This window comes from Microbispora sp. CL1-1 (genome assembly GCF_012034195.1).
Taxonomy (GTDB): Bacteria; Actinomycetota; Actinomycetes; order Streptosporangiales; family Streptosporangiaceae; genus Microbispora.
Map to the genome: position 1 here is coordinate 1 of NZ_JAATEK010000183.1, position 518 is coordinate 518.

Sequence of the window (518 nt, forward strand, 5' to 3'; positions counted from 1 at the left end):
CCGCCGTCCGCTGCCGCCGGGCAGCGCCCGGCACCGCCGGTGCCCTCGACACGTGCAGCACGCCCGGCAGACCCGACAAGTCCAGCACGCGCGCCGCGCCCGCCTCGCCTGGCACGCTCTGCGGACCGGACACGTCCGATGGATCCGGCACCTTCAGCCTGCCCGTCGCGCCCGGCACGGGCAGCGCGCCCTGGCCCTTCAACGCACCCGACGCCTTCAGCACGCCCGGCGGACCCGGCGGACCCGGCGCGCCCGGCGGACCCGGCGCGCCCGGCGGACCCGGCGCGTCCGGTGGAGCCGACGCCTTCAGCACGCCCGGCACGCCCGGTGGGCCCGGTGGGCCCGGTGGGCCCGGCCTACCCTTCGCGTGTGGTGGGCGGGGTGTCCTCCGCTGGCCAGGGTGGGGGCGAGGCCGGGGGCGAAGGTACCGGCGGTGGTGGGGTGCCGGTGGCGATTCCTGATGGGCTGGCGGTGGTCCCGCCGGGGGCCGAGCTTGCGGGGGTGCTGGCGGGTATCGA

1 protein-coding gene is annotated in these 518 nt (G+C 79.3%); it reads right to left on the reverse strand.

Annotated features, from left to right (window positions below; genetic code table 11):
* Positions 1-223, reverse strand: a 223-nt coding sequence (locus HCK04_RS41750) for a hypothetical protein (RefSeq protein ID WP_205831302.1), incomplete at its 3' end; no start/stop codon positions are given.
* Positions 224-518: the final 295 nt, after the last annotated feature.